Consider the following 21,815-nt stretch of genomic DNA (forward strand, 5'->3'; position numbering starts at 1 on the left):
AACGCATTTCGGATAATTACCGTGTGTGACATGGTTGATGCGAGAGAGAAGCCCCGAAACGCCACGCCGAAGATCGAGTTCGGGCCGTTAACCCCTGCGCGGTCGGGCAGACTCGAAGCAAGCCCGAAGTGAACCGACCGGGAAGAGGGTGAGTCGCGTGGACCGCTGCATCGTCCTGGTGGACGCCGGGTACCTGCTGGGGGCGGCGGCCAGTCTCCTCGCCGGAGAGCCCTCGCGTTCCAGGATCACCGTCGATCACGCCGCCCTCATCCAGGGCTTGCGCGAGCGCGCCGAGTCCGACACGGAACGGCCACTGCTCCGCATCTACTGGTTCGACGGCGCCCCCGACCGCGTCCCGCAGCCCGAGCACCGCAGGCTGCGCGTGATGCCCCGGGTCACCGTCCGCCTCGGCGCGCTGACCCGCAGCGACGGCCGCTGGGCGCAGAAGGGCGTCGACGCCGCCATGCACGCCGAGCTGACCGAACTGGCCCGCAACCGCGCCTGCTCCGACGTCGTCCTCGTCACCGGCGACGGCGATCTGCTGCCGGGCATGATGGCCGCCAAGGAGCACGGCGTCGCCGTACACCTGTGGGCCGTGCAGGCCGCGGACGGGGACTACAACCAGTCCGAGGACCTGGTCGCCGAGGCCGACGAGCGGCGGGTGCTCGACCGGACGTGGATCACCAAGGCCGTACGGGCGAAGGATCTCGGCGGGGTGTGTGCACCACAGCCCGTGCCCAGGCCGGAGATCGCGGCGATCCTCTCCGCGCCGCTGCCCGAGTCGGCGCCCACGGCGCGCGAGCGGGTGGTCGAGGAGGGTGAGCACACGACGGCGGAGGCCGGCTCGGAGAACGGCACGCAGGAGCGGGTGCCCGCGCCCAAGGGCGTGCCCACTCCGAAGGACCTGGCGAGCCTGAAGGCCCCGGGGGCCGCCGCGCCCGCGCAGCATCCCGCGAGCGCGACCCTGCGCTGGTCCTCCGACAAAGGGTGGGTCGACCGGCCGGGCGGCGCCGCCGAGCCGCCCGAGGTCGCCTCGATGCCGACGCTGGCGCAGCTGACCACCGCCGAGCAGCGCTGGGCCGACCGCGAGGAGGACATCACCACGGTCGGCGGCGACCCCTTCGAGGTGGGCCAGGTGTTCGCCCGCCGGTGGATGGGCCGGCTCGGCGACCAGGACGCCCACCTGCAGAAACTCTCCGGAATGTATCCCCGCGTCCCGCACCGCATCGACGGGGAGCTGCTGCGCTACGCGGCCCGCTTCGGACTCCTCGCCCACAAGGACGACCAGATCGACGAGCACGACCGGTACGCGATCCGGGCCGGGTTCTGGCGCGAGATCGACGTCCGCACGGCGGCCGAGCACGCCCCCGCGGGGGATTGACGCTCTTTACCGGGGTATTTGCGGTTCTCGACCCACCCGCGGGCGGGCGGGGGCCGCGGACCCCGTAGTCTCGTCCACGTGAGCACGCGCGCGGGACAGGCACTTCGACACGGTGGGGATGTCGTGTGCGCGGTGCGCGGACTCAGCAAGACCTACCCGGCGGTGCGCGGACGGCGCGGTGCGCCGGGAGCCCCCGAGGTACGGGCCACCGACGCGGTGACCCTCGACATCCGCCGGGGCGAGATCTTCGGACTGCTCGGCCCGAACGGCGCCGGCAAGTCCACCCTCGTACGCCAGCTCACCGGGCTCATGCGGCCCGACGCCGGCAGCGTCGAGATCCTCGGGCACGACATCGTGCGCCACCCGGAGCGGGCCGCGCGGATCCTCGCCTACCTCGGCCAGGAGTCCTCCGCGCTCGACGAACTGACCGTGTCGCTCGCCGCCGAGACCACCGGCCGGCTGCGCGGCCTGGAACTGCGCGAGGCACGGGCCGAACGGGACGCCGTACTGGACGAGTTGGGTCTTACGGCCATTGCCGGACGGCCGCTCAAGAAGCTGTCCGGCGGGCAGCGGCGGCTGGCGTGTGTGGCCGCCGCGCTGGTCGGGGAGCGCCCGCTGGTGGTGCTCGACGAGCCGACCACCGGGATGGATCCGGTGGCGCGCCGGGCCGTGTGGTCCGCCGTCGACCGGCGCCGGGCCGAGCGCGGGACCACCGTGCTGCTCGTCACCCACAACGTCATCGAGGCCGAGACCGTCCTCGACCGGGTCGCCGTCCTCGACCAGGGCCGGGTCATCGCCTGCGACAGCCCCGCCGGGCTCAAGGAACAGGTCGCCGGAGAGGTGCGGGTCGAGCTGGTGTGGCGGGAGAAGCCGCCGCTGGACGTCCCGGAGGTCGCCGCGCTGCGGGACCGGGCCGTCGAGTCCGGCCGCCGCTGGACGCTCAGGCTCGCCCCCGAGGAGGCCCGGGTGGCCGTCGCCACGGTGACCGGCGGGGCCGCCTTCGCCGCCCTGGACGACTTCACCCTGGCCACGCCCAGCCTGGAGGACGTGTATCTGACGCTGGGCGGAAACGGACAGGGGCTGGTGAAGGCATGAGTACACGGGCCGTCGTATCCGTATGGGACAGGGCGACTGCCGGCGTCGAGAGGAGCAGCGCGACGTGAGTGTCGTATCCGCCGATGTTCTGCCGAGCGGCCCGCTGGCCGTGCCGGAGGACGCAGGGTCAGGCGCTGCCGAGCTGGGGCCGAGGGCGCGGCTGTGGCCCTCCCTGGCCGCCGTGTACCGGGCGCAGCTGTCCCGGGCGCGGGTCGCGCGCATCCCGTTGCTCTTTGTGGCGACCTTCCAGTCGGTCGGCATCCTGGTCATGATGCGCGGGGTCGTCGACGGCGGCAGCCACGACGCCCGGTTCGTGGTCGCCGGGGCGTCCGTACTGGTCGTCGCCTACGTCGGGCTCAACCTGCTCGCGCAGTACTTCGGCCAGCTGCGCGGCAGCGGCGGGCTCGACCACTACGCCACCCTGCCGGTACCGCCCGCGGCCGTGGTGCTGGGCGCGGCGGGAGCGTACGCCTCCTTCACCGTGCCGGGGACCGCGCTCACCGCCGTCTTCGGGTGTGTGCTGTTCGGGCTGCCGATGGGGAACATCTGGATCCTGGCGGCGGTGATCCCGCTCGCCGGGGCCGCGCTCGCCGGGCTCGGGGCGGCTCTGGGGCTGCTCGCGCCGCGCCCCGAACTCGCCACACTGCTCGGGCAGTTGGGTATGTCTGCGGCTTTGCTGCTGGGTGTGCTGCCGGCTGATCGGATGCCGGAAGCGGTGCGGTTCCTGCGGGATCTGGTGCCGTCGACGTACGGCGTGGAGGCCTTCGCGCAGACCTTCGCGGCGCACCCCGACTGGGCGCTCGTCCTCGGTGACCTCGCGGTATGCGCCGCGGTCGGCGTCGTTTCGCTGACCGTCGCGGCCTGGGCCTACCGTCGGGCTGCCGTCCGGTGACGCGCCGCACAGCCGGGCCTGGCACGATGTCAACGTGACCGCACCGCTGACTCCGCCTCCGCCGCCGCGTGACCAGTCCCCGCACGACCCGTGGCAGCCGCCGGGCGACCCGGGGACCCCGGGCGCCGGGTATCCCGTGCACGGCCCGCAGGAAGCGTCCTACGGGCAGGACGGCCCCGGACTGAAGACCGAGGTGATCGAGGCCGTGGTCGCCACGGTCGTCGTGGCGCTCGCCGGGGTGCTGCTCGGGCTGCTGTGGTGGTGGCTGGCACCGCATGTGCCGCTGGTCGGGGACGTGGTCGACAAGAGCTGGGTCGTCTACCTCAAGGATTCCGAGGGTGAGCAGGCGGTGGGGGTGGACGGAACGTTCACTCTGCTCGCGGTCGGTTTCGGGGTGCTCAGCGCCCTCGCCGCGTTCCTGTTGCGGCGGCGCGGGGGAGTGCCGCTGGTGGTGGCGCTGACCGTGGGCGGGCTGCTGGCCTCGCTGCTCGCGTGGCGGCTCGGGATGTGGCTGGGCCCGACGAAGGACGTCCTCGCGCACGCCAAGTCCGTGGGCAAGGGGGTCACGTTCTCCGCGCCGCTGAAGCTGGGGGCGAAGGGGGCGCTGCTGGCCTGGTCCGTCGCCGCGCTGGTCGTTCATCTCGGGCTGACCGCGCTGTTCGGGCCGCGGGATCCGGAGCCGCAAGGTGTTCCGACCGACGTTTACGGGGCGCCGCTGTCGTAGGGGCGGGGGGCTCTTCGCCCCGCCGCCCCTGCCCGTCCCGTCCATGGGGGCTGCCGCCCCCAGGCCCCTGCGTCGGCCTGAACGGCCTCGTCCTCAAACGCCGGACGGGCTGAGAGACCTACGCCGGCCGGTGTCCATGGTTCGAGCGGCGTTTTTTGATGCGCCACTTCCGTTTCCTGGTTTTCTTCGACATGCCCCTTGTGCTTAACCGAGGACGGGGCCGACGTCGAGGGGTCACGCACGCCCGATGGGCGCCAGTACCGCTGACGTGAGGGTTGCCAGGTGTTCGGGGGAGAGTTCGACCTCCAGGCCGCGGCGGCCCGCCGAGACGCAGATGGTGGGGTGGGCGGCGGCCGAGTCGTCGAGGACCGTGCGGAGCTTCCTGCGCTGGCCGAGGGGGGAGATGCCGCCGCGGACGTAGCCCGTGGTGCGTTCGGCGAGGGTCGGGTCGGCCATCGCCGCGCGTTTGCCGCCCACCGCCGCCGCGAGTGCCTTCAGGTCGAGCTGGCCCGCCACCGGGACCACGGCCACGGTCAGCGCGCCGTCCACGTCCGCGACCAGTGTCTTGAAGACGCGGTCGGGGGAGACACCCATCGCCTCGGCCGCCTCTTCGCCGTAGGACGGGTGGGCGGGGTCGTGGTCGTAGGCGTGCACCTCGTACGGCACTCCGGCGGCCGTCAGGGCCACGGTCGCCGGAGTGCCGCCGGACTGGGGCTGCTGTTTCCTGGGCTTCTTCGCCATCGCGGGTCTCAGTTCAGGCTCGTCGGGTTGCGCGTCAGGTCCGACGCGGGCAGGGACGGCAGGTTGCGGATGATGGCCGTCTCGGAGCGCAGGAGCTTCAGCTCGTCGCGCAGGCGGGAGGCGGTGTCGGGGGCCTGGAGAAGGCGCTGCTTGGTTGCTGTGTCGAGCATCATCGCGGCGGCTACCAGGTACGACACCACCGCCGGTTCGTCGGGGAGTTCCGCGTCGCCGGTCGACAGGGAGCGCTCGCGGGCGCCGGCGAGGCGCTTCTGGTACTGGCGGAACGCGCGTAGCACTCCCTCGGCCAGCGCGCCCGCCTCGTCGCCCTTCTCCTCGGGCAGCTCCTCCAGCTCGGCCGTCAGGAACGGGCCCGAGGCGTCGACGGTGAGCAGCCGCATCCGGGTGGTGCCCGTCGCCAGCACCTCGAAGGTGCCGTCGGCGCGCTCGCGGATGGTGGCCGCGTCGGCGACGCAGCCCACCGAGTGGAAGGCCTTGAGCGGGTCGGGGCCGAAGCCGGCCGTGGGCCCGCGCTCGGGCACGGCGGTCTGGTCCGGCATGCCCTGGGCGGTCGGGGCCACCTCGTGGCCGTCACGGATGGCGACGACGGCGAATCGGCGCGGTTCCTCCTCGGGGGTCTTGAGCAGTTCGCGCATCATGGCGCGATAGCGCTCCTCGAAAATGTTCAGAGGAAGCACGAGCCCCGGGAACAGAACCGAGTTCAGGGGGAAGAGCGGCAGCCGGACGGTGGTCACGGCGCAAAAGCCTAGTGGTCGCCGGAGCGGGCGCGACCGTCGTGCTCACTCCGTGGATACGGCGGCGCGTCCTCGAAGCCCCACGGCGGCCCCGGAACCGCCGTGAGACGGGGCGGAACCGGCCCGCCCAGCGGCAGTTGCGAGGCCACCGCTATCCGCACCCCGTCGCGCACCTCCAGGAACTGGCCGAGCGGGTCGTCCGAGATCCGGTCCCAGGGGAAGGACGTGGCGTACGGGCCGATCAGGCGCAGTTGGTCGAGGGCGTCCGGCCAGCGTTCGAGGCGGATGAGGACGTAGGCCAGCAGGTTGCGGACCTCCGCGGGCCAGGGGTCGGCCGTGGGGTAGCCCGCCGAGAGGGCGATCGCGAGGTCGGCCGCCGCGTCCAGCCGGGCGCGCGGCACCGTGGCGCCGCAGCCGTCGGTCAGACAGGCGAAGGCGGCCCGTACCGGCAGCGCCTGGACGAGCGAGCCGGGCAGGGCGTCCTGTGCGGCCCGTTCGGCGAAGTCGAAGCACTCGCGGTGGGAGGGCCGCGCGGTGTGGGGCGTGCCGTCCCACTGGGCGCAACAGGCGGCCGAGAGGTACTGGAGGGCGGCCACGTGGCAGCCGTAGTGGTGCGGGGAGCGGCGGACCGCCTCGCCCCACAGCCGTTCGAAGGCGGCGTGCCCGGCGCGGGTGCCCCGCGCGTGGTCCAGGGCGATCCGCCAGGGCACCGGGTCGCGCGGTTCGGCCTCGGCCGCAGCCGTGATCGACGGGCCGAGTTCGCCGAGCAGTTCGGCGCGGGCCGGCGACTCCCAGCAGCGGTCCACCGCCAGCTGGGCGCCGACCAGCAGCGCGTCGGGGTCGTGCGGGGCGGCGGCGCGCCAGTCGGCCAGCCACTCGGGACGGGAGCGGGCGAAGGCCGCGAGCCTGCGGGTGCAGCGGTCGCGGTCCTCCCACTCGGCGGCGGCGCGGGTGGTGGCCAGCAGCTCGGCGGCCGGCCCGTACTCGCCGCGGCCGGCCGCGACCAGCGCGGGGCCGAGCCGGTCGTCGGGCGCGTCGAGAAGGACCTCGTCGTCGGCCGGGAGTCCGGCGGCGAGCCGCGAGGTGTTCCTTGCCATCCGGGCGGTACGGACGAAAGCGCGCAGCAGAGCCATGGTGCCGACCATTGAAGGACCGGGATCCGGAGTGCGCCAGACCGTTTGAGCACCCCGTGGAAAGTTGTACGCGTCTCGGTCAAGCCCAGGTAAAAGGTGACTTTTACTCACCTGTTCGAATGCTGTGTGCCAGGCGCCCGCTAACCGCGCCTGAGCAGCCGGGTCGCCCCCGCCGCCACCGTCGTCGCCAGGATCCAGCCCAGCAGGATCAGCGCCACGGACAGCCACTGCCAGCCCCCGTGCAACTGCCACTGGCCCACCTGCCCCAGGTCGATCACCGGCAGCAGCAGGTCCAGCGCGAACAGGGCGGGGCTCCACGGCGGATGCCCGCCGCTGTTCACCGGCACGTGGTTCGCGTGCGCGAAGGCCAGCGAACCGGCCGCCCACAGCACCGCCATCCATACGGCGGCCCGGCCCGGCCGGTACCCGTAGGCGACCGTCCAGTCCTGCGCGAACCCCCACAGTTTGGCCGCGACGGGCAGGCTCTCCCGGCGCCGCCGCTGCTTGGCGAGCAGCACCTCGCGCGCGTCCTCGTCCTCACCGGCGTTGCGCAGCACGGTCGCGAGCCGCTCGTACGGCTCCGGGTTGTACTCGGCGGTCGCGGCGGTCACCCAGTCGAGGCGGGCCTCCAGCGGGAACGGGCCCTGCGGCACGAGGTTCTCGTACACGAAGCCGCCCATGTGGAGGTTGCCCGGGCCCGGCCAACTGTCCTTGCCGTCGATGAGGTTGGCGACCCGCGCCCCCGACAGCACGACCTTGCCGCGCTGCGGTCTCTCCCCGAGGAAGCGCAGCTCGGGCGCCTGGATCCGCAGCAGTGACAGCTCCTGGTCGTCGGTGAAGGTGAACCGGGCCCGCTCCAGGTCCACCGCGTCCCCGAACCGCCCGTCGTCCAGGCGCACCCCGCCCTGGCACGTGAAGCGCTGGATGCGGGTCCCGCGCGCGGGCGTGGTGCCGCTCAGCCAGGGGCCGCCGACGCCCGCCGGGGTGAGGTACAGGGTGCGGCCGACGGTCAGCTGCGGCGCGTTCAGGGCGAGCCGCGAGTACGGGTTGGCCAGCCGGGCGCCGCGCAGGCTCAGCGAGACCCCGACCTTCGCGCTGCGCAGGCTCAACTCGCCGTGCGATTCGAGGAGTTCGGCCTGCAGATCCTGTCCTACGGTCATGCCGTCGGCGGCGATCGAGCGGCCTGTGCGGTCCCGGTAGACGATCGCCTGGTTGAGCAGCAGATCGGTGCCGATGTGCGCGTCGGTCAGCCGTACCCCGTTGTGGAAGCGGCAGCGCGGCAGATGCAGGTCACCCTCCGTGTGCACCCGCGCCGCCTCCAGCCGCGGCACCGAGCAGTTCACCAGCCGTACGGTCTGGAAGCGGGCCTCCGGCAGCAGGATCTCGTGCTCGAAGCGGCAGCCCTTCAGCTCGACGAAGGGTGTGATCGTGCCGCCCGCCAGGTCCAGGGTGCCGCTGATCTGCACTCCGGTGAGTTTCAGCGAGGCCACCCGGCCCGACAGTGCGGGCGGGCCGTCCAGGAGGAGCCAGCACACGAACCGTGCCCGTACGGTCCGCTCCGGGCCCCACGGATGTCCGCCGTGCGGATCGTCGACGACGTTGTCGCCGCTGCTCAGGTCGTACACACTGCCGTTGCGGAAGGCCTGCCACATCCCGGCCTCGGCGGCGGTCACGTCGTCCGGCACATCCCCCGCGCGGAGGCCGGCACCCTCGGTCACTGCTCTGTCATCCCTCTCGACTGCTCACGGGTTTCGCACAGCTGTTCATGCCCGCTGAGTAACGCCCGGAACACTAGACGTGAAGGGGATCTTCCGGGTTCCGGCCACGTTCTGTATCAGCCATTGATACGCGCGGACGACGCCCGATCGCCGTCTGAGAGAATTGGTTCGTGATCTCCCGAATCGATCTGCGCGGCGACGCCCTCCCCGACGGGCCCGCCCTGCGCGACCTGCTGCCCCGAGCCGACTTCGACGTCTCGGCCGCCCTGGAGAAGGTGCGGCCGATCTGCGAGGCCGTGCATCATCGGGGCGACGCGGCGCTGATCGACTTCGCCGAGAAGTTCGACGGCGTGCGGCTGGAATCGGTACGGGTCCCGGCCGAAGCGCTCAGTGACGCACTGGAGCAGCTCGACCCGGCCGTGCGCGCGGCCCTTGAGGAGTCCGTCCGGCGCGCCCGTCTCGTCCACCGCGAACAGCGCCGCACGACCCGCACGACCCAGGTCGTGCCCGGCGGCTCGGTCACCGAGAAGTGGGTGCCGGTCGACCGGGTGGGGCTGTACGCGCCCGGTGGACGGTCCGTCTACCCGTCGTCCGTGATCATGAATGTGGTGCCCGCCCAGGAGGCCGGCGTCGGATCCGTCGCGCTCGCCTCCCCGCCGCAGGCGGACTTCGGCGGTCTGCCGCACCCGACGATCCTCGCCGCCTGCGCACTGCTCGGCGTCGACGAGGTCTACGCCGTCGGCGGTGCCCAGGCCGTCGCGATGTTCGCCCACGGCACCGAGTCCTGCGCGCCCGCCAACATGGTCACCGGGCCCGGCAACATCTGGGTCGCCGCGGCCAAGCGCTACTTCACGGGCAGGATCGGCATCGACACCGAGGCCGGTCCCACCGAGATCGCGGTCCTCGCGGACGAGACCGCCGACCCGGTGCACGTCGCCGCCGACCTGATCAGCCAGGCCGAGCACGACCCGCTCGCCGCGGCCGTCCTGGTCACGGACTCCGTGACGCTCGCCGACGCGGTCGAGAAGGAACTCGAACCGCAGGTCGCGGCCACCAAACACATCGAGGACCGGATCGCCCCGGCGCTCGCGGGCAGGCAGTCCGCGATCGTCCTCGTCGACGGCGTCGACGAGGGCCTGCGGGTCGTCGACGCGTACGGCGCCGAGCACCTGGAGATCCAGACCGCGGACGCGGCCGCCGTCGCCGACCGGGTGCGCAACGCGGGTGCGATCTTCGTCGGACCCTGGGCGCCCGTCTCGCTCGGCGACTACGCGGCCGGCTCCAACCACGTGCTGCCGACCGGCGGTTGCGCCTGCCACTCCTCCGGCCTCTCCGTGCAGTCCTTCCTCCGGGGCATCCACATCGTCGACTACACGAAGGACGCGCTGGCCGACGTGGCGCATCACGTGGTGACGCTGGCGGAGGCGGAGGACCTGCCCGCGCACGGCGCGGCGGTCAAGGCAAGGTTCGGTTGGAAGGTGCCCGGCAAGTGAGCTTCGGAATCGACGATCTTCCCGTACGGGACGAACTGCGCGGCAAGTCCCCTTATGGCGCGCCCCAGTTGGACGTCCCCGTACGGCTGAACACCAACGAGAACCCCTACCCGCTGCCCGAGGCGCTGGTCGAGCGGATCACCGAGCGGGTCCGCGAGGCCGCCCGCGGCCTCAACCGCTATCCGGACCGGGACGCGGTCGAGCTGCGCGCCGGGCTGGCCAACTACCTGACGAAGACCGGCGGTCACCGCGTCGGCGTCGAGAACGTGTGGGCGGCCAACGGATCGAACGAGGTCATCCAGCAGCTGCTGCAGACCTTCGGCGGCCCCGGCCGCAGCGCCATCGGCTTCGAGCCGTCGTACTCGATGCACGCGCTCATCGCGCGCGGCACGGGCACGGGCTGGATCTCCGGGCCGCGCAACGAGGACTTCACGATCGACCTCCCGGCCGCCGAGCGCTGGATCGCCGAGAACAAGCCCGACGTCGTGTTCGTCACGACCCCCAACAACCCCACGGGCAACGCCGTTCCGCCCGGGACGGTGCTCGCGCTGTACGAGGCGGCCCAGGCCGCCAAGCCGTCCATGGTGATCGTCGACGAGGCGTACATCGAGTTCAGCCACGGCGACTCGCTGCTGCCGCTGCTCGAAGGTCGGCCGAATCTCGTCGTCTCCCGCACCATGTCGAAGGCGTTCGGCGCGGCGGGGCTGCGCCTCGGCTATCTCGCCGCGCACCCGGCGGTCGTCGACGCCGTCCAACTCGTACGGCTGCCCTACCACTTGTCGGCCGTCACCCAGGCGACCGCGCTGGCCGCCCTGGAGCACACCGACACACTGCTGGGGTACGTCGAGCAGCTGAAGTCCGAACGGGACCGGCTGGTGGGCGAGTTGCGGGCGCTCGGCTGTGAAGTCGTCGAGTCCGACGCCAACTTCGTGCAGTTCGGCCGGTTCGCCGACTCCCACACCGCCTGGCAGGCGATCCTCGACCGGGGCGTCCTGGTCCGGGACAACGGCATCCCGGGGTGGCTGCGGGTCTCCGCCGGAACCCCCGAAGAGAACGACGCGTTCCTCGACGCGGTCCGTGAGTTGATGAAGGAGCAGAGCACATGAACCGCGTAGGACGTGTGGAGCGGACGACCAAGGAGACGTCGGTCCTCGTCGAGATCGATCTCGACGGCCACGGCAAGGTCGACGTGTCGACAGGGGTCGGCTTCTACGATCACATGCTCGACCAGCTCGGCCGGCACGGTCTGTTCGACCTGACCGTGAAGACCGAGGGCGATCTGCACATCGACTCCCACCACACCATCGAGGACACCGCCCTCGCCCTGGGCGCCGCGTTCAAGCAGGCGCTCGGCGACAAGGTCGGGATCTACCGGTTCGGCAACTGCACGGTCCCGCTGGACGAGTCCCTCGCCCAGGTGACGGTTGATCTCTCCGGCCGTCCCTACCTCGTGCACACCGAGCCCGAGAACATGGCGCCGATGATCGGCGAGTACGACACCACGATGACCCGGCACATCCTGGAGTCCTTCGTGGCCCAGGCCCAGATCGCGCTGCACGTGCACGTGCCGTACGGGCGCAACGCGCACCACATCGTGGAGTGCCAGTTCAAGGCGCTGGCCCGCGCCCTGCGGTACGCCTCCGAGCGCGACCCGCGTGCGGCCGGCATCCTCCCCTCCACGAAGGGCGCGCTGTGACCAGCCTGTCGAGCCTCCTCATCGTCGTCGGGCTCTTCCTGCTCGGCGGGGTCTACTCCTTCGTCAAGCAGAAGATGCCGCGCCAGCTCATCGTGCTGATCTCCATCGCCGCCGCGATGTGCCTGGTCGCCGGTGTCATGAGGCTGGAGGTGTGGAATTGAGCGCAGCGAAGAAGGTAGTCGTTTTTGACTACGGCTTCGGGAACGTCCGTTCCGCCGAGCGCGCCCTCGCGCGCGCGGGTGCCGAGGTCGAGATAACGCGTGACTACGACAAGGCCATGAACGCGGACGGGCTCCTGGTGCCGGGCGTCGGCGCCTTCGCCGCCTGCATGGAGGGCCTGCGTGCCGCGCGCGGCGACTGGATCGTCGGCCGCCGCCTGGCCGGCGGGCGCCCGGTGATGGGCATCTGCGTGGGCATGCAGATCCTGTTCGCGCGGGGCATCGAGCACGGCGTGGAGACCGAGGGCCTGGACGAGTGGCCCGGCTCGGTCGAGCCGCTGCAGGCCGAGATCGTGCCCCACATGGGCTGGAACACCGTGGACACCCCGGCGGGCTCCCGGCTCTTCGCGGGCCTGGACGCCGACGCGCGCTTCTACTTCGTGCACTCCTACGCCGTCCACGACTGGTCCCTCGAAGTCTCCAACCCGGCGATGCGCGCCCCCCTGGTGACCTGGTCGACGCACGGCAAGCCCTTCGTGGCCGCCGTGGAGAACGGCGCCCTGTGGGCCACCCAGTTCCACCCCGAGAAGTCCGGCGACGCCGGAGCGCAGCTGCTCACCAACTGGATCGGAACCCTGTAGACCATGGCCAAGCTCGAACTCCTCCCCGCCGTCGACGTCCGCGACGGCCAGGCCGTCCGCCTCGTCCACGGCGAGTCCGGGACCGAGACCTCCTACGGCTCCCCCCTGGAGGCCGCCCTCGCCTGGCAGCGCTCCGGCGCCGAGTGGCTGCACCTCGTCGACCTGGACGCCGCGTTCGGCACCGGAGACAACCGCAAGCTCATCGCCGAGGTCACCGGCGCCATGGACATCAAGGTCGAGCTGTCCGGCGGGATCCGCGACGACGACACCCTCGCCGCCGCCCTCGCCACCGGCTGCACCCGGGTGAACCTCGGCACCGCCGCCCTGGAGACCCCGGAGTGGGTCGCCAAGGTCATCTCCGAGCACGGCGACAAGATCGCGGTCGGCCTCGACGTACGCGGCACGACCCTCCGGGGCCGCGGCTGGACCCGCGACGGCGGCGACCTCTACGAGACGCTGGACCGCCTCAACTCCGAGGGCTGTGCCCGGTACGTGGTCACCGACATCGCCAAGGACGGCACCCTCCAGGGCCCCAACCTGGAGCTGCTGCGCAACGTCTGCGCGGCGACCGACCGCCCGGTCGTGGCCTCCGGGGGCGTGTCCTCCCTGGACGACCTGCGGGCCATCGCCGAGCTGGTACCCCTCGGTGTCGAGGGCTCCATCGTCGGGAAGGCCCTCTACGCGAAGGCGTTCACCCTGGAAGAGGCCTTGGAGGCGGTGGCCCGGTGACCGAGCTACGACGCGTGTCGACCGGCGCGCCCTGGGAGGACGCCTTCGGCTACTCCCGCGCGGTGGAGCTGCCGAACGGCCTGGTGCTGGTCTCCGGGTGCACGTCGATAGTGGACGGCGAGATCGCCGGGGGCGGTCCCTACGAGCAGACGGTCAACGCGTTCAACGTCGCGTTCGCGGCGCTGGAGCAGCTGGGCCTCGGCCCCACCGATGTGGTGCGCACTCGTATGTACATCACCCACGCCCGCGACGTCGAGGACGTGGGCCGCGCACACAAGGAGCTGTTCGACGCGATCAGGCCTGCCGCGTCCATGATCATCGTGTCCGGCTTCGTCGACCCGAGCCTGGTCGTCGAGGTCGAGGTGGAGGCGTACCGAGGGGAGGGTTCCTCGTGACCCTCGCCGTACGAGTCATCCCCTGCCTGGACGTCGACAACGGCCGGGTGGTCAAGGGCGTCAACTTCCAGAACCTGCGCGACGCGGGCGACCCCGTCGAGATGGCCAAGGTCTACGACGCCGAGGGCGCCGACGAGTTGACCTTCCTGGACATCACCGCGTCCTCCGGCAACCGTGAGACGACGTACGACGTGGTCCGCCGCACCGCCGAGCAGGTCTTCATCCCGCTCACGGTCGGCGGCGGCGTCCGCACGGCCGAGGACGTGGACAAGCTGCTGCGCGCGGGCGCGGACAAGGTCGGCGTCAACACGGCGGCCATCGAGCGCCCCGATCTGATCCGGGAGATCGCGGAGCGGTTCGGGCGGCAGGTGCTGGTGCTGTCGGTCGACGCACGGAGGACTGACAGCGGATCCTTCGAGGTCACCACCCACGGCGGCCGCAAGGGCACCGGCATCGACGCCGTCGAATGGGCGCATCGGGCCGCCGAGTTGGGCGCCGGGGAGATCCTGCTCAACTCGATGGACGCGGACGGCACCAAGGACGGCTACGACCTGGAGATGATCGCGGCGGTCCGCAAGCACGTGACCGTGCCGATCATCGCCTCCGGCGGTGCGGGCAAGCTGGCCGACTTCCCGCCGGCGGTGGCGGCGGGCGCCGACGCGGTACTGGCCGCCTCGGTCTTCCACTTCGGGGACCTGCGGATCGGCGAGGTCAAGCAGGCGTTGCGGGAGGCCGGGCACCCGGTGAGGTGACCCCTCCTGTGGAGGCGTTGTAAGCCCCGATCGCCTGGCGGTCGGGGCTTACTTGCGAGCAGATATGCAAGGAATATTGCGCAAGAAAAGTTGTGCAATATTCCTTTCGTATCTACTCTGGGGGAGTGACCGACAGAGACAGAGACCGCCGGATCAAGGACGTGGGCACCCTCAAGGCCATCGCGCACCCGCTGCGGGCGCAGTTGTACCGGCTGCTGATCCTCAACCGGGTGGCGACCGCCTCCCAGCTCGCCGACCAGGTCGACGAGGCTCCCTCACTGGTCAGCTACCACCTGCGCAAGCTGGCCGAGCACGGGCTGATCGAGGAGGCCGAACCGCGCAGCGGGGACGGACGGGAGCGGTGGTGGCAGCCCGCCTCGGAGGGCCTGAGCATCCACGACGAGGACTTCCGGGACGCCCCGGAGAAGGCCGCCGCACACAGCGCGGCCAGCCGCCTGTTCTTCGATCAGCACGTCGACATGTACCGGCGCTACCTCGAGGAGCGTGCCCACTGGAGCGACGAGTGGACATCGGCGTCCGACAACTCCGAGTGGCTGCTGCGGCTCACCCCGGCCGAACTGGCCGAGCTGTCCAAGGAGATGTACGCGGTCGTCCGCAAGTACGAGGAGAGCGGCCGGGCCGCCGTCGCCGCGGGCGACACCGAGGGCCGCGAGAACGTCGCGGTGCACACGTACGGCTTCCCGTTCCGCGTCTGAGATCCCGCGTCTGAGATCCCGCGTCTGAGATTCCGCGCCCGAGAGGACGGTCCTCCGTGACCACCACGCCCGTGCTCCAGGTCGGCCAGGACGACCGGCCGGCGCACCGCGACCCGAACGTGCTGCGCTGGCTCGGTGCCTACGCGGCGTCGATGGCAGGCGACGGCGTCTACTACATCGCCCTGTCCTGGGCCGCCGTACAGGCAGGGTCCCCGGCCCGGGCCGGCCTGGTGATGTCGGTCAGCGCGCTGCCGCGCGCGGTGCTGATGCTGGGCGGGGGAGTGATCGCCGACCGCTTCGGGCCGCGCCGGGTCGTCATCGGCAGCGACGCGGTGCGCTGTGCGGCCGTACTCGCCGTGGCAGCCCTGCTGTTCCTCACCGGCCCGCGGCTCTGGCCGCTCGCGGTACTCGCCTTTGTCTTCGGCATCGTGGACGCCGTCTTCGTACCCGCCGTCGGTGCGCTGCCCGCACGCATCACGGGCAAGGCGCAGCTCGCCAGGGTGCAGGGCATGCGGGGCCTCGCGTACCGGTTCGCCGTGATCTTCGGCGCCCCGGCCGGTGGCCTCGCGGTGGCGTTCGGGGGCGCGGTGGCCGCGTTCGCGACGGCCGGGCTGCTGATCGCGACATCGGTACCGCTGCTGATCTCCGTGCGGGTCCCGGAACTGCCGCCGGACGACACGGCCGCCGACGGCACGACGACCGCTTGGCGCGACCTGGTGACCGGTCTCCGCTACATCCGCCGTCACGAGGTCCTCGCGCCCTTGATGCTCGCCATCGCCCTCGGGGACCTGGGGTTCGGCGGCCCGCTCAACGTGGGGCTGACCCTGCTCGCCGACGAGCGGGGCTGGGGGGCGTCCGGGATGGGGTGGGTGCTCGCCGGGTTCGGGGTCGGCGCGGGGATCGCCTCGATGACGCTTACCGTGCGCGGCACACTGCCCCGCGCGGGACGGATCACCGGCTGGTCGACCATTGCCGGTTCCGTCGCCATCGCCGCTCTCGCCCATGTCCCGAGCGTCCTCGCCGCCGTCGGCGTGGCCCTGCTCATCGGGCTGCTCGCCGGACTCGGCGGCGCCCTGTGCGTCGCCCTGCTGCAGACCCACTCCGACCCCGCCCACCTCGGTCGCGTCACCGCCGTCTCCAGCCTGGTCAGCCTGGGTCTCGCCCCGCTCACCATGCCGCTGTCGGCGGCGGCGATCGGCGCGTGGGGCACCGGCCCGGTGTTCGTGGTCAGCGCGGTCGTCTGCGGGCTCGGCGGGGTCGTCGCCCTGTCCGTACGGGACCTGCGGCGGGCCGAACTGCCCGGCTGAACCGTCAGATCCCGAGCTGCTTGGCCTCCTGCAGCTTGGCGATGGCGTTCTCGTCGCCGTCCAGCTCCACCTTGGCCACGTTCTGCCGCCCGTGCGCGAACAGCAGCAGCTCCGAGGGCTCACCGGTCACCGTCACGACCGGTGCGCCCTTGTGGGCGACCGCCGTCTGCCCGTCGGGACGGCGCAGCACGAGCCCGGTCGGCGCGCTGCGGCCCACCAGCCGGGCCATGCGCTCCAGCCGCGACCACAGGGCGTCCTGGAACACCGGGTCCAGCGCGCGCGGCGTCCAGTCCTCCTGCGCCCGCCGCACGTCCTCGGTGTGGACGTAGAACTCGACCGTGTTGGACGCCTCGTCGAGCTGCTTGAGCTGGAAGGGCGAGAAGCGCGGCGGCCCCGTACGGATGAGCTGGATCAGCTCCTCGTACGGCTTCGCCGCGAACTCCGCCATCACCCGGTCCAGACGTGGCGCGAGCTGCTTGATCATGATGCCGCCGGCGGCATCCGCGCGGCGCTCCCGCACCACCACGTGCGCGGCCAGGTCACGGGTCCGCCAGCCCTCGCAGAGGGTCGGGGCGTCCGGGCCCGTCGTCTCCAGGAGGTCGGCGAGAAGAAGTCGTTCACGCTTGGCGAAGGTCGACATACCGTCAGCCTACGACCGCCCGTCCGCTGCGCACAGTGGACGCCCGTCCGCTGCGCACAGTGGACGCCCGGCCGGTCCGCACAGTGGACGTAGGCCGGGGCTGTCGGTGCCGCGCGGCACAATGGCCCCATGACCAGCGCGCCCCAGTCCAGCAGCCTCGACCCCGAGATCGCCGCCCGCCTCAAGCGGAGCGCCGACGGGCTCGTCCCCGCCATCGCCCAGCAGCACGACACCGGTGAGGTGCTCATGCTCGGCTGGATGGACGACGAGGCGCTGCACCGCACCCTGACGACCGGCCGCTGCACCTACTGGTCCCGCAGCCGCCAGGAGTACTGGGTCAAGGGCGACACCTCCGGCCACTTCCAGCACGTCAAGTCCGTCGCCCTGGACTGCGACGCCGACACGGTCCTGGTGACGGTCGACCAGATCGGCGCCGCCTGCCACACCGGCGCCCGCACCTGCTTCGACGCGGACGTGCTCCTCAAGGACGGCGCTGATTCCAGCACCGCCGCCTCGGATCAGTAGGGTCAGCCGCCATGGACCTTGACACGTTCCGCAAGCTGGCCAGCGACCGTCGCGTCATCCCGGTCACCCGCAAGCTCCTCGCCGACGGCGACACCCCGGTCGCGCTCTACCGCAAGCTCGCCGCGGAGCGCCCCGGCACCTTCCTCCTGGAGTCCGCGGAGAACGGCCGCACAGCTTTTCAATGGTCTCGCTATTCGTTCGTGGGCGTCCGCAGTGCCGCCACCCTCACCGCACGCGACGGTCAGGCCCACTGGCTGGGCACCCCGCCCGTCGGCGTCCCGGTCGACGGCGACCCCCTCGCCGCCCTGCGCGCCACCATCGAGACCCTGCACACCCCGCACCAGGAGGGCCTGCCGCCCTTCACCGGCGGCATGGTCGGCTATCTCGGCTACGACATCGTCCGCCGCCTGGAGAAGATCGGCCCCGGCGAGCGGGACGACCTCAGGCTCCCCGAGCTGACCATGCTCCTCACCAGCGACCTCGCCGTGATGGACCACTGGGAGGGCTCGGTCCTGCTGATCGCCAACGCGATCAACCACAACGACCTCGACACCGGCGTCGACGAGGCCTACGCGGACGCGGTGGCCCGCCTGGACGCCATGGAGGCCGACCTCTCCCGCGCGGTCGCCCAGCCGCCCGCCCAGCTCCCGCCCTCCGAACTCCCCGAGTACACCGCGCTGTGGGGCGGCCCCGACTTCAAGGAGGCCGTCGAGGACATCAAGGAGCGCATCCGCGCGGGCGAGGCCTTCCAGGTCGTCCCCTCCCAGCGCTTCGAAACCCCGTGCACGGCAAGCGCGTTGGACGTGTACCGGGTGCTGCGCGCGACCAACCCCTCGCCGTACATGTACCTGTTCCGTTTCGACGGCTTCGACGTGGTCGGCTCGTCCCCCGAGGCCCTCGTCAAGGTCGAGGACGGCCGTGCGATGGTCCACCCCATCGCCGGCACCCGGCACCGCGGCGCCACCCCGCAGGAGGACCAGGCCCTCGCCGACGAACTCCTCGCCGACCCCAAGGAGCGCGCCGAACACCTCATGCTGGTCGACCTCGGACGTAACGATCTGGGACGCGTCTGCGAGCCCGGCTCGGTCGAGGTCGTCGACTTCATGTCGGTGGAGCGCTACTCCCACGTGATGCACATCGTCTCGACGGTCACCGGCCGCGTCGCGCCCGGCCGCACCGCCTTCGACGTCCTCACCGCCTGCTTCCCGGCCGGCACCCTCTCCGGCGCGCCCAAGCCCCGCGCGATGCAGATCATCGACGAACTGGAGCCCTCCAGAAGGGGGTTGTACGGCGGCTGTGTCGGCTACCTCGACTTCGCGGGCGACTCCGACACCGCCATCGCCATCCGTACGGCCCTGCTCCGCGACGGCACGGCCTACGTCCAGGCGGGCGCCGGCATCGTCGCCGACTCGGACCCGGAACTGGAGGACCAGGAGTGCCGCAACAAGGCGGCGGCGGTCCTCCGCGCGGTGCACACGGCGAACCGGCTCGGGCAATAGGACGAGGGTCATATGAGCCCCGGGTGACGGTTCGCCCGGGGTTCGAGCGATAGTGGACTACGTGACTGCAGCTGTTCCTCACCCCCGTTCCGAAGGCGAAGGCCCCGCACGCGCCGGCCGCCGCAGCCTCGCCGTAGCGCTGATGAGCGGTGCGCTCGGCGCGGCCGTGGCGCTGCTGGCCACCCGTCAACGCTGGTCGGAGGGGGTCGCGACGGTGGCAGGCGACCCGTTCCCGCTGTCCGCCAAGGGCAGCGACGTCACGGGTGTGCCCGCGGCCCTCGCCATAGTGGGCCTCGCCGCGCTCGTCGCCGTCTTCGCCGTCCGCAGGACGGGCCGCTTCGCGGTCTCCGCCCTCCTCGCGCTCTCCGGCGCGGGCATCGTCGTCGCCGCCCTCCTGGGCGCCACCGACAGCTCGGCACTCGACGACAAGGCCACCCAGGCCTCCGGCGGCACCTCGTCCGCGGTGCACGCCTTCGACCACACCGCCTGGCCCTACGTCGCCGCGGTCGGCGGCGCCCTGATCCTGCTGGCCGGCCTGCTCGCCCTGCTCTACGGCCGCCGCTGGCCCGCCATGTCCGGCCGCTACGAGCGCAACGGCACGCCTCGCCCCCGGCGGACTCCCGTGGTGGACCCCGACCGCCCCGAGGACATCTGGAAGGCGCTGGACCGCGGCGAGGACCCCACAGGGGCATAGCCCTCTCCCAGGAGATCCGCCGACGCGCGAGCGCCCCACCCCGAAGCACCGCTTCCGCACGCGTGCGGAACAATGAGCCGTGAGCGTCTGCTCACACACGTACACAGCAACGAGGAGCAAGTCATGGCGGGCAACAGCCACGGTCACACTTTGGCCGCCTGGACCGGTACGACGATCGTCTTCATCGGCTTCCTGGTCGCCGGCGCCTTCATGGTCATGGCACAGCCGGCCGGCTTCTGGGCCGGTATGGCGATCACGGTCATCGGCGGCATCGTCGGCTGGGTCATGAGCGCAATGGGTATGGGCATGCCCAAGGACCGTCCCCAGGACCTGACCGAGCTGCTCGGCAAGACGGCGCACGCCGACAGCTGAGCAGCCGTAGCTGCTGTCGGCCACCACTTCGTCGAGGGGCGGCCCCGGTGCAACGGCACCCGGGGCCGCCCCTCACGCGCGCGTGCCGCACGAGGGGGCCAGGGGGCACAATGCGAGACGTGAACGCCGACAGCCGGAGCATGCCGAAGACCCGCACCCCCGGTTCCGCCTCCGTGCTGAACCGCATAGCCGTGCCCGCAGGCGTCCTGGCGGCCGTCGCGGGAGCGTTCGCCTACGTCGGCACGGTCGACCCGAACCAGCCCGGCCACTACCCCGTCTGCCCCCTGTACCGTTTCACCGGCCTGTACTGCCCCGGCTGCGGCGGACTGCGCAGCGCGCACGAGTTCATCCATGGCCACTTCCTGGCGGCGCTCCAGGACAACGCGATCGCGGTAGTGGGCTATCTGGCCTTCACGGTCGTATGGACCGTCTGGGTGGTCCGTGCGGCGCGCGGCCGGCCGGTGCGGATCGAACTCGGAAGCGTCCAGCTGTGGGGTCTGGGCGCGTTGGTGCTGGTCTTCACGGTTGTCCGGAACCTGCCGTTCGGTGGCTGGCTACACCCTTGATCAACCGACGGATGTCCAGGTAGTGGGACCGGCGTCAACCGGATGCGAGGCCTACGCCTTCCTCCGGATACCATCAAGGTCAGATGTGACCATTGCTTTTCACCGTCCGGAAGGGGGCCGCTCGCGTGAGTGTGCTCGACGAGATCATCGACGGAGTCCGTGCCGACCTGGCGGAACGGCAGGCGCGCGTCAGCCTCGACGAGCTCAAGGAGCGCGCGGCGAAGGCACCCGCGGCCAAGGACGGCATCGCCGCCCTGCGCGGCGACGGCGTCAAGGTCATCTGCGAGGTCAAGCGCTCCAGCCCCTCCAAGGGCGCGCTCGCGGCGATCGCCGACCCTGCGGGCCTTGCGGCGGACTACGAGGCGGGCGGCGCCGCCGTCATCTCCGTCCTCACCGAACAGCGCCGCTTCGGCGGCTCCCTTGCCGACCTGGAGGCCGTCCGCGCCCGCGTGGACATCCCGGTCCTCCGCAAGGACTTCATCGTCACGTCGTACCAGCTCTGGGAGGCCCGGGCCTACGGCGCCGACCTCGCCCTGCTGATCGTCGCGGCCCTGGACCAGCCCGCCCTGGAGTCCCTCATCGAGCGCGCCGAGTCGATCGGCCTCACGCCGATCGTCGAGGTCCACGACGAGGACGAGGTCGACCGCGCGGTCGACGCCGGCGCCAAGGTCATCGGCGTCAACGCCCGCAACCTCAAGACCCTCGAGGTCGACCGAGGCACCTTCGAGCGCGTCGCCCCCGAGATCCCGGCCCACATCGTCAAGATCGCCGAGTCCGGAGTCCGCGGCCCCCACGACCTCATCGCCTACGCCAACGCCGGCGCCGACGCGGTCCTGGTGGGCGAGTCCCTGGTCACCGGCCGCGACCCGAAGTCGGCGGTGTCGGATCTGGTGGCGGCGGGGGAGCACCCCGCACTGCGACACGGCCGCAGCTGATCACCCGCTAGGCTGACCTCCGATGACACTCACCCTGACCCCCATGGACCGGCACGCCCGCCTCGCGCGTGGCTGCCGTCCGAGGGGTTGCCGCGCCCCCGCGCGCAGGGTGCACGGCCGCAGGGTCCGTTACGTCATCGGTGACGAACCTGGGCAGGTAAACGGGCGTCGATGGCAGGTCCCCAGGGGCGCGGGGAACTGCGCGACCAGCCACGACGGTCCCGCAGCCATCTGAACAACCCCCGCCCCCACGGCGCTTAG

Annotated in this window: 25 protein-coding genes; 20 read left to right on the forward strand and 5 right to left on the reverse strand. The window is 71.8% G+C overall.

Features of this window, described 5'->3' with window-relative positions:
- Positions 1-157 precede the first annotated feature (157 nt).
- The 4 genes from AB0I51_RS28570 (at position 158) to AB0I51_RS28585 (ending at position 4,092) form a co-directional block, all read left to right on the forward strand.
- Positions 158-1,381 (forward strand): NYN domain-containing protein, encoded by a 1,224-nt coding sequence (locus AB0I51_RS28570; RefSeq protein ID WP_362979900.1) that lies wholly within the window; start codon positions 158-160, stop codon positions 1,379-1,381.
- A 123-nt stretch (positions 1,382-1,504) separates the two neighbouring features.
- Positions 1,505-2,476 (forward strand): ABC transporter ATP-binding protein, encoded by a 972-nt coding sequence (locus AB0I51_RS28575; protein WP_362980134.1) that lies wholly within the window; start codon positions 1,505-1,507, stop codon positions 2,474-2,476.
- A 64-nt stretch (positions 2,477-2,540) separates the two neighbouring features.
- Complete coding sequence (locus tag AB0I51_RS28580) at positions 2,541-3,368, forward strand: ABC transporter permease (protein ID WP_362979902.1); 828 nt, start codon at positions 2,541-2,543, stop codon at positions 3,366-3,368.
- A gap of 34 nt (positions 3,369-3,402) precedes the next feature.
- Positions 3,403-4,092 carry a DUF2567 domain-containing protein gene (locus AB0I51_RS28585; protein WP_362979904.1) on the forward strand — a complete coding sequence of 230 codons (690 nt, stop codon included), beginning with the start codon at positions 3,403-3,405 and terminating at the stop codon, positions 4,090-4,092.
- A 234-nt stretch (positions 4,093-4,326) separates the two neighbouring features.
- Here AB0I51_RS28585 and ybaK read toward each other — a convergent pair whose 3' ends face one another.
- The 4 genes from ybaK to AB0I51_RS28605 form a co-directional block, all read right to left on the reverse strand.
- Positions 4,327-4,833: a Cys-tRNA(Pro) deacylase gene (gene ybaK / locus AB0I51_RS28590; RefSeq protein WP_362979906.1), complete on the reverse strand. Its 507-nt coding sequence runs from the start codon at positions 4,831-4,833 to the stop codon at positions 4,327-4,329.
- Between the two features lie 8 nt (positions 4,834-4,841).
- Positions 4,842-5,585: an LON peptidase substrate-binding domain-containing protein gene (locus AB0I51_RS28595; protein WP_362979908.1), complete on the reverse strand. Its 744-nt coding sequence runs from the start codon at positions 5,583-5,585 to the stop codon at positions 4,842-4,844.
- 11 nt (positions 5,586-5,596) lie between these two features.
- Positions 5,597-6,718, reverse strand: coding sequence for a hypothetical protein (locus AB0I51_RS28600; protein ID WP_362979910.1), 1,122 nt, complete (start codon positions 6,716-6,718; stop codon positions 5,597-5,599).
- Positions 6,719-6,858: 140 nt separating this feature from the next.
- Positions 6,859-8,436, reverse strand: a complete 1,578-nt coding sequence (locus tag AB0I51_RS28605; protein WP_362979912.1) for an oxidoreductase — start codon at positions 8,434-8,436, stop codon at positions 6,859-6,861.
- Between the two features lie 170 nt (positions 8,437-8,606).
- Here AB0I51_RS28605 and hisD point away from each other — a divergent pair, with 170 nt between their 5' ends.
- The 10 genes from hisD (at position 8,607) to AB0I51_RS28655 (ending at position 16,323) form a co-directional block, all read left to right on the forward strand.
- Positions 8,607-9,929: a histidinol dehydrogenase gene (hisD, locus tag AB0I51_RS28610; RefSeq protein ID WP_362979914.1), complete on the forward strand. Its 1,323-nt coding sequence runs from the start codon at positions 8,607-8,609 to the stop codon at positions 9,927-9,929.
- Positions 9,926-11,035: a histidinol-phosphate transaminase gene (locus AB0I51_RS28615; protein WP_362979916.1), complete on the forward strand. Its 1,110-nt coding sequence runs from the start codon at positions 9,926-9,928 to the stop codon at positions 11,033-11,035. Before hisD ends, AB0I51_RS28615 begins: the two co-directional genes overlap by 4 nt.
- Positions 11,032-11,625 (forward strand): imidazoleglycerol-phosphate dehydratase HisB, encoded by a 594-nt coding sequence (hisB, locus tag AB0I51_RS28620; protein WP_043675308.1) that lies wholly within the window; start codon positions 11,032-11,034, stop codon positions 11,623-11,625. Before AB0I51_RS28615 ends, hisB begins: the two co-directional genes overlap by 4 nt.
- Positions 11,622-11,786: a hypothetical protein gene (locus AB0I51_RS28625; protein ID WP_200811998.1), complete on the forward strand. Its 165-nt coding sequence runs from the start codon at positions 11,622-11,624 to the stop codon at positions 11,784-11,786. Before hisB ends, AB0I51_RS28625 begins: the two co-directional genes overlap by 4 nt.
- Positions 11,777-12,424: an imidazole glycerol phosphate synthase subunit HisH gene (gene hisH, locus AB0I51_RS28630; protein ID WP_362979919.1), complete on the forward strand. Its 648-nt coding sequence runs from the start codon at positions 11,777-11,779 to the stop codon at positions 12,422-12,424. Before AB0I51_RS28625 ends, hisH begins: the two co-directional genes overlap by 10 nt.
- A 3-nt stretch (positions 12,425-12,427) precedes the next feature.
- Positions 12,428-13,153 carry a bifunctional 1-(5-phosphoribosyl)-5-((5-phosphoribosylamino)methylideneamino)imidazole-4-carboxamide isomerase/phosphoribosylanthranilate isomerase PriA gene (gene priA, locus AB0I51_RS28635; RefSeq protein ID WP_362979921.1) on the forward strand — a complete coding sequence of 242 codons (726 nt, stop codon included), beginning with the start codon at positions 12,428-12,430 and terminating at the stop codon, positions 13,151-13,153.
- Positions 13,150-13,548, forward strand: a complete 399-nt coding sequence (locus tag AB0I51_RS28640; protein ID WP_362979923.1) for a RidA family protein — start codon at positions 13,150-13,152, stop codon at positions 13,546-13,548. The genes priA and AB0I51_RS28640 overlap by 4 nt, the downstream gene beginning before the upstream one ends.
- Positions 13,545-14,300, forward strand: coding sequence for an imidazole glycerol phosphate synthase subunit HisF (gene hisF, locus AB0I51_RS28645; RefSeq protein WP_362979925.1), 756 nt, complete (start codon positions 13,545-13,547; stop codon positions 14,298-14,300). Before AB0I51_RS28640 ends, hisF begins: the two co-directional genes overlap by 4 nt.
- Before the next feature lie 125 nt (positions 14,301-14,425).
- Complete coding sequence (locus AB0I51_RS28650; RefSeq protein ID WP_362979927.1) at positions 14,426-15,016, forward strand: helix-turn-helix domain-containing protein; 591 nt, start codon at positions 14,426-14,428, stop codon at positions 15,014-15,016.
- Positions 15,017-15,072: 56 nt separating this feature from the next.
- Complete coding sequence (locus AB0I51_RS28655) at positions 15,073-16,323, forward strand: MFS transporter (RefSeq protein WP_362979929.1); 1,251 nt, start codon at positions 15,073-15,075, stop codon at positions 16,321-16,323.
- Positions 16,324-16,327: 4 nt separating this feature from the next.
- On the opposite strand, the gene AB0I51_RS28660 is transcribed toward AB0I51_RS28655, so the two are convergent.
- Positions 16,328-16,963, reverse strand: coding sequence for a TIGR03085 family metal-binding protein (locus AB0I51_RS28660; RefSeq protein ID WP_362979931.1), 636 nt, complete (start codon positions 16,961-16,963; stop codon positions 16,328-16,330).
- A 129-nt stretch (positions 16,964-17,092) separates the two neighbouring features.
- Here AB0I51_RS28660 and hisI point away from each other — a divergent pair, with 129 nt between their 5' ends.
- The 6 genes from hisI (at position 17,093) to trpC (ending at position 21,554) form a co-directional block, all read left to right on the forward strand.
- Complete coding sequence (hisI, locus tag AB0I51_RS28665; protein WP_362979933.1) at positions 17,093-17,488, forward strand: phosphoribosyl-AMP cyclohydrolase; 396 nt, start codon at positions 17,093-17,095, stop codon at positions 17,486-17,488.
- Between the two features lie 11 nt (positions 17,489-17,499).
- Positions 17,500-18,987: an anthranilate synthase component I gene (locus AB0I51_RS28670; protein WP_362979935.1), complete on the forward strand. Its 1,488-nt coding sequence runs from the start codon at positions 17,500-17,502 to the stop codon at positions 18,985-18,987.
- Positions 18,988-19,039: 52 nt separating this feature from the next.
- Positions 19,040-19,681, forward strand: a complete 642-nt coding sequence (locus AB0I51_RS28675) for a TIGR02234 family membrane protein (protein ID WP_362979937.1) — start codon at positions 19,040-19,042, stop codon at positions 19,679-19,681.
- A 123-nt stretch (positions 19,682-19,804) separates the two neighbouring features.
- Positions 19,805-20,053, forward strand: a complete 249-nt coding sequence (locus AB0I51_RS28680) for an HGxxPAAW family protein (protein ID WP_362979939.1) — start codon at positions 19,805-19,807, stop codon at positions 20,051-20,053.
- Between the two features lie 110 nt (positions 20,054-20,163).
- A complete protein-coding gene (locus AB0I51_RS28685) occupies positions 20,164-20,619 on the forward strand; it encodes a DUF2752 domain-containing protein (RefSeq protein ID WP_362979941.1) in 456 nt (151 codons plus the stop codon).
- Between the two features lie 125 nt (positions 20,620-20,744).
- Positions 20,745-21,554, forward strand: a complete 810-nt coding sequence (trpC, locus tag AB0I51_RS28690; RefSeq protein ID WP_356060005.1) for an indole-3-glycerol phosphate synthase TrpC — start codon at positions 20,745-20,747, stop codon at positions 21,552-21,554.
- Positions 21,555-21,815 lie beyond the last annotated feature (261 nt).

It is taken from the genome of Streptomyces sp. NPDC050549, from assembly GCF_040655035.1.
GTDB lineage: Bacteria > Actinomycetota > Actinomycetes > Streptomycetales > Streptomycetaceae > Streptomyces.

Bases quoted from the DNA above. Each gene is read 5' to 3' on its own strand.
- AB0I51_RS28600 (WP_362979910.1), bottom strand. From the start codon at position 6,718: ATGGCTCTGCTGCGCGCTTTCGTCCGTACCGCCCGGATGGCAAGGAAC.
- ybaK (WP_362979906.1), bottom strand. From the start codon at position 4,833: ATGGCGAAGAAGCCCAGGAAACAGCAGCCCCAGTCCGGCGGCACTCCG.
- hisB (WP_043675308.1), top strand. From the start codon at position 11,032: ATGAACCGCGTAGGACGTGTGGAGCGGACGACCAAGGAGACGTCGGTC.
- AB0I51_RS28660 (WP_362979931.1), bottom strand. From the start codon at position 16,963: ATGTCGACCTTCGCCAAGCGTGAACGACTTCTTCTCGCCGACCTCCTG.
- AB0I51_RS28685 (WP_362979941.1), top strand. From the start codon at position 20,164: ATGCGAGACGTGAACGCCGACAGCCGGAGCATGCCGAAGACCCGCACC.
- AB0I51_RS28680 (WP_362979939.1), top strand. From the start codon at position 19,805: ATGGCGGGCAACAGCCACGGTCACACTTTGGCCGCCTGGACCGGTACG.
- AB0I51_RS28670 (WP_362979935.1), top strand. From the start codon at position 17,500: ATGGACCTTGACACGTTCCGCAAGCTGGCCAGCGACCGTCGCGTCATC.
- priA (WP_362979921.1), top strand. From the start codon at position 12,428: ATGGCCAAGCTCGAACTCCTCCCCGCCGTCGACGTCCGCGACGGCCAG.
- hisI (WP_362979933.1), top strand. From the start codon at position 17,093: ATGACCAGCGCGCCCCAGTCCAGCAGCCTCGACCCCGAGATCGCCGCC.